Source organism: Pseudomonas sp. MF7453, assembly GCF_016405455.1.
GTDB lineage: Bacteria > Pseudomonadota > Gammaproteobacteria > Pseudomonadales > Pseudomonadaceae > Aquipseudomonas > Aquipseudomonas paralactis.
This window is the reverse complement of sequence record NZ_JAEKCN010000041.1, coordinates 1-4758: the sequence shown is the minus strand read 5'-3', so window position 1 is coordinate 4758 and position 4758 is coordinate 1. Positions and strand designations below refer to the sequence as shown.

Annotated in this window: 5 protein-coding genes; 3 read left to right on the top strand and 2 right to left on the bottom strand. The window is 58.5% G+C overall.

Annotated features, from left to right (window positions below; translation table 11 throughout):
• The first annotated feature begins 227 nt into the window (after positions 1-227).
• Positions 228-860, top strand: coding sequence for a hypothetical protein (locus tag JFT63_RS29245; protein WP_198845316.1), 633 nt, complete (start codon positions 228-230; stop codon positions 858-860).
• Positions 861-998: 138 nt separating this feature from the next.
• Entirely contained in the window at positions 999-1415 is a 417-nt protein-coding gene (locus tag JFT63_RS29240; protein ID WP_008054836.1) for a response regulator, read from the top strand.
• Positions 1416-1428: 13 nt separating this feature from the next.
• Here JFT63_RS29240 and JFT63_RS29235 read toward each other — a convergent pair whose 3' ends face one another.
• Entirely contained in the window at positions 1429-1683 is a 255-nt protein-coding gene (locus JFT63_RS29235) for a DUF1652 domain-containing protein (protein ID WP_198833909.1), read from the bottom strand.
• A 711-nt stretch (positions 1684-2394) separates the two neighbouring features.
• On the bottom strand, positions 2395-3972 hold the full coding sequence (gene mobQ / locus JFT63_RS29935) for a MobQ family relaxase (protein WP_325166580.1): 1578 nt from the start codon (positions 3970-3972) through the stop codon (positions 2395-2397).
• A 149-nt stretch (positions 3973-4121) separates the two neighbouring features.
• On the opposite strand from mobQ, the gene JFT63_RS29225 reads away from it, so the two are divergent.
• Entirely contained in the window at positions 4122-4373 is a 252-nt protein-coding gene (locus tag JFT63_RS29225) for a hypothetical protein (protein WP_198845315.1), read from the top strand.
• Positions 4374-4758: the final 385 nt, after the last annotated feature.

The following is a 4758-nucleotide window of genomic DNA, read 5'->3' as shown; positions in this document are numbered from 1 at the left end:
CCAGGGGCAAGATCAAGGGCACTGCAAAGGCCAGATCAAGAGCGCGTAGTAACAGAGTGAGAAGGGGAATGGCTGGAGGCCACGGAATACGGGGGGGGTTACCCGCACTTATGCAGGGGGCCACCCGCACTTATGCAGGGATGTACCCGCAAAAAATGACTTGATTTTGCGGGTACTGGCGCAATACGATGACGGCCCTACCCTCAGTTTAAGTGGTTTTTTTGAAGATGGAATCAGCAAAAAAAAGCCCTTCGTTGCGAGAACTCAACCGCCAGTACTCGCCCGACTACAACCCACTCATTGACCCGTCCACCGTAGAAACCAAGAAACGCTACGTGCGTGCGGGCCGTGGCAAGGATCTGGTAGACCCACTGACTGGGGAGGTGACCGCTGTCAGCACAATCCACACGGTGGAGGAGCGCGACGACGCCGAGTTTGTGAAGGTGTTCGCCGAGGGGGTGAGGGCGATGTACGACCTGTCCAAGACCGGTATGCGCGTGTTTCAGGCGATTCTGAGCGAGTACCAGAGCACCCGCATGACTGGGGGCTTCGCCGATTCGATCTACCTGCACTGGTTCGACAGCAACCTCAATGGCCGGGACCTCGGGATGAGCGAAGCCACGTTCCACCGCGGCTTCAAAGAGCTGCTGCTCAACCGCTTCCTTTGCCCGCGCGGCCCCAGCATGTACTGGGTCAATCCCGCCCTATTCTTCAAGGGAGACCGCGTGGCATTCATCAAGGAATACCGCCGCAAGTCCTCTCACGCGCCGGTGACCCGCGACCCAAACACTCGCGACTGGGTGAACGGTGCGGCAGATTCGGAGGGGAGGCCGCAGAATTCGGAAAAAATCGTACGCTAAGGGGGAGGTATGCATAGGAAAAATTAGGACATTGGCGTCGCAACCGTCCTTCAGCTGGCGGATAATCCTGAAACTTTGATTACACTGGAGCGGGTTTGGGTCGAGTCGACGTCTTTGGCTTCTTAAGAAGGTGAAAAAGTGTACGTTAACTGGGAAGGCCTGTTACCGATTCGGGGCGGAATCATCATTGTCGAAGACGATCCGACGCTCCGTGAACTGATGGTGAATATCGTCGAGGAGGTAGGGGCTAAGGCATTAGCATTTGAAACTGCTGATGATGCGTTGACCTATCTTTTGCAGGCGCATGACGAATGCAGGCTAGTGATTGCCGATCACGGTGTCCCTGGACAAATTCAAGGTACAGAATTCATTGAAATGGTGAGAGGAAAATGGCCTACCATTGCGTCGATTCTGACCTCAGGGTATCTGATAGATCCTGCATCAGTCCCGCCTTCTACCATCTACTTACACAAGCCCTGGTCTCTGGATGATCTGATCGGTGCGATGGCTTCCCTGCTCCAGCCGGGTTTCCCTATCCAGAAAGCGCAAAAATAGAGCCATTTTTGATCTATCTCGTTAACACCAACGAGCCTGTAGCTTGGTTCGCTGCCATTTCAGAGCGAAGCTCGCCAATCAAATTTGCAATGGCTCGGCTCGACGTCAATTCGCTGGTCGTGACCGCAGTGACCAAGAGATCGACCCGCCCAGAAGCGGAATCGAACACCTTGATCATCAATGATCCATCCGGATTGACTGAGCAGGTGCAAGCGAAAGGCTGGAATCCACATTCAATAATGTGGCGAAGCTCAAGTGTGGATAGCATGACTTGTCTCCATAGCGTCAGGTGAATGTGATCTAGCGTATTCATTTTAGCGACTGATCTTCAATGCGGGAGGCTGAATCACATTTCGTTGTATCTCTCCCCATGCAATTACTCACCGCGAACGTCCAGTTGAGGTACACATCAACTGGACGTCATGCCGTCAGCTCGAACCGCGTCAGACTGGTGTCATTTGCGGCATTCCTGACGTTCCCCTGCAAACCTCTATGACCTCAACCTGACGCGCCACGGGTTGCTTGGTTGTCAACGGGTTTCTCAAAACTTGAAAAAGTGGCGAACTGCCGCTATTAGTAAAAGCTCACTCAACACAAGGACGCGAAAACGATGATCCAGAGATTCGTTGTTGTTCCTGCCATCCCCACCAAAACAGGATCGGTTTGCAATGGAACTCGCTTTCACTCCACAACAGTTCCGACAGGTTTTGATATCTATGACAATCAAGACAAGCAGCGATTGCAGTTCACCTACCCGACACGGATAGAAGCAGATGTTGAATGCGAAAGACGGAACGTAGAGTGCTTTCAATCCACCGTGACAACACCTTTCCGCATCAGCTCACCATGATCTGTACGAAATGCAATTTGCTGGTCAGTGCCCATTCCAATAGGTAGGGCAAGTCGATGCAATTGTCCCCTTAGCGTACGATTTTCTCCGTTTTCTCTATTCGCCCCTCGGAGAAGTGACGCTGCCGCTCTAGCGCTCCACCCCTCGATCCTGCCGCCGAACCTGCCGCGCCTGCTCTAGCGCCTTTGGGTTGTCCCGGAAGTGCTGGAGCATGACCGCCCGAATTCCCGCCAAATGCTCGGCCTGCTGGGGCTTGCCCATGGCGTTGAACCGCTCGATATTCGCCCGTTGCACGTCCGGCAGCGCCTGCCACTGCTTGCCGCTATCGCCGTAGCCATGCGCCTTGCAGGCGCGCTTGATCGCCGTGCTTTTGAACTCCGAGACGAAACGGTCTGCCGCCCTTTCTAGCCGCAGCTCGGCCTGCTCCTGGTGCAACTTCTCGGCCCGTAGTTTCTCCAACTGCGCCACCTGCTCCAGGGCGGGGACCTGCTCCCGTTCGACCCGCGCCCAAGTGCTCGCCTGCACCTGCTTGGCGTGCTCGTCGGCCCGCACCATCTCCGGCCCCGCGCTGTGCCATTGCGCCCGGTTCTTGGCCTCTGTCGCCGCCAGCTTCTCCAGCGGCTCCCATTTCCAGCCCATGTCCCTCAGCTTCGCCCGCAGCGGGTGGGCCTCTCGCCATTCGCCTGCCCGCTCCTTCGCCAGTTCCTCCACCCGCTTTGCCTCGGCAAAGCGTTCGCGCAGCACGGCGGCGTCTCGATTAGCCCGCTGCACCTCCGGGTCACGATCTACCGCGTCACGCACGCTAGGAGGCCGTATACGGCTGATTTCACCCGAAAGCTGACCTGAGGTCATGCCGCCCCACAAAAGCGCTTGCGCACGCTCCTGCGCAGCCTCCTTGCTCATCTTTTCCCTTCGCTCACGCTCAGCAGCCAAATCGACCACCTGAGCGCTCAGAGAGGCTCTCGCGGCGTTGTTGGCCTGCGCCTGCCGGTTTCCGTCGCCTCGATCGCTGATCCGTCCGCGCCGTTCCATCTCGGAGGCCACCGGCCCGAGGTGGGTGGTGGCTTCACGGTCAAGGCCTTGATCCTTGAGGCTTCTGGCGTCGATCCGTTCGCCGCTGCCCGCTCGCTCCAGGGCGCGATTGGCGGTCTGCTCCCACAACTGCCGAATGGCCTTCACCTCGTCGGCGGCTGGGCCTAACCCCAGCTCCCGGCGTTTCTTGTCGGCCAGCTCGATGCTGGCCTTGTCGCCCATGACCAGCTCACCCGCTGCGCCTCGGCTCACGCGCCGGGTGGTGGTGAGGATGTGCGCGTGGTGATTGCGGTTGTCTCCCTCGCGGTCGGGTTCGTGGATCGCCACGTCTACGGCCACGCCGTACCGGCTCGCCAGTTGGGCACCAAAGGAAACGGCCAACTCCCGGCGCTGGCCAGCATCCAGCTCGGCAGGCAAGGCCACGATCCATTCGCGGGCCGTCCGCGAATCCTTCCGGTTCTCGGCAGATTCAGCGGCGTTCCACAGCGTCGAGCGGTCGGCGCTGCCGCCGTCCGGCGCGATGATTTCGGCGGATACAACGCCACCTTTTTTGGTGTAGTCGTGAACAAGGCCGGTGCGCTCATCAACCAACTCGGAACCAGAGCGATAGGCAGCAGCGGCGACGGCTGACCGTCCCGCACTGCGCGCTATCGGCTTCGTGGTTGCGTGGTAGATGGCGATGGCCTTTTCTCCTGATTCTGGTTTTTGATTTTGCCCCGCAGGGCGCGCTGACTCGGTACGAGTCGTAAGTGCGCACTTGCTGCTTTCGCTTCGCTCTTTTGCTGCGTGTTATCGTAGCATACCGAACCAATGGAGACCGACAAATGGCCCAGACGATAGAGCAGAAGATTGCAGAGGCAGAAGCCAAACTAGCCCGACTTCGCCAGCAAAGCAGAGCACTGGAGAACGGACAAAAGATCATCCTCGGCGGGATGCTGCTCGCGGAGGCCCGCAAGGAACCGAGAATCCGGCAGTGGTTGATCGACAAGGCTGGGGAGTTGGTTACTCGCGACGTGGACAGAAAGCGCCTAGAACCCCTGCTAGCCGAATTGGCCGCCCTACCCCCTTCGACCTGATTACCCGCGAGCGAAGCGCGCAGGCCGAAGGCTGCGGCGTGAAGGAGCGAAGCAGCCGCACGCAAGTCTTGAGCCATGCGCTGCTGCTGGACGGCGCACAGCGACTGGAAGGCCGCTGGATCTCGACCTAGATCGCGGTGCCTGATCCACCGCCCTAACGCGCTTCGCTTGTTCGGCGTCCCCCAGCACATCGCCCGCTTCGCGGTCACTGCACTGGTGGCCACCTTGATCTAGCTAAAGCACCCGATTCTTTGAATCCCAGGGGCAAGATCAAGGGCACTGCAAAGGCCAGATCAAGAGCGCGTAGTAACAGAGTGAGAAGGGGAATGGCTGGAGGCCACGGAATACGGGGGGGGTTACCCGCACTTATGCAGGGGGCCACCCG

Bases quoted from the DNA above. Each gene is read 5' to 3' on its own strand.
- JFT63_RS29225 (WP_198845315.1), top strand. From the start codon at position 4,122: ATGGCCCAGACGATAGAGCAGAAGATTGCAGAGGCAGAAGCCAAACTA.
- JFT63_RS29245 (WP_198845316.1), top strand. From the start codon at position 228: ATGGAATCAGCAAAAAAAAGCCCTTCGTTGCGAGAACTCAACCGCCAG.
- JFT63_RS29235 (WP_198833909.1), bottom strand. From the start codon at position 1,683: ATGCTATCCACACTTGAGCTTCGCCACATTATTGAATGTGGATTCCAG.